Raw genomic sequence first — 352 nt, 5'->3', positions numbered from 1 at the left:
GCTCCAAGGTCGTCCAGAAGCTCACCGAGCACGGCCACGAGGCCATCCCCGCCTCGCCTAACTCGGGAGTGAACACGCTCACGGGCGACGGGCTCGCCGAGGCCCTCGCCGGCGCGACGACCGTGCTCGATGTCTCCAACTCGCCGTCGTTCGCCGACGACGACGTCATGAACTTCTTCACGACCGCGACGACGAACATCATCGAGGCGGCGCGGAATGCGGGCATCCGCCACTATGTCGCCCTCTCGGTGGTGGGCTCCGAACGGATGACCGACAGCGGTTACATGCGGGCGAAAGTCGCCCAGGAGAAGCTGATTAAGGCCAGCGGCATCCCCTATTCGATCGTGCACGC

General features: G+C 65.6%; 1 protein-coding gene. It reads left to right on the top strand.

Annotated features, from left to right (window positions below; genetic code table 11):
- Positions 1 to 352, top strand: a 352-nt coding sequence (locus AB4Z02_RS19390) for an SDR family oxidoreductase (protein WP_441973017.1), incomplete at both ends; no start/stop codon positions are given.

Origin of the sequence: Pedococcus sp. 2YAF34 (assembly GCF_052114585.1) — a bacterium.
Lineage (GTDB): Bacteria > Actinomycetota > Actinomycetes > Actinomycetales > Dermatophilaceae > Pedococcus.
This window is presented reverse-complemented; position numbering and strand designations above follow the sequence as displayed.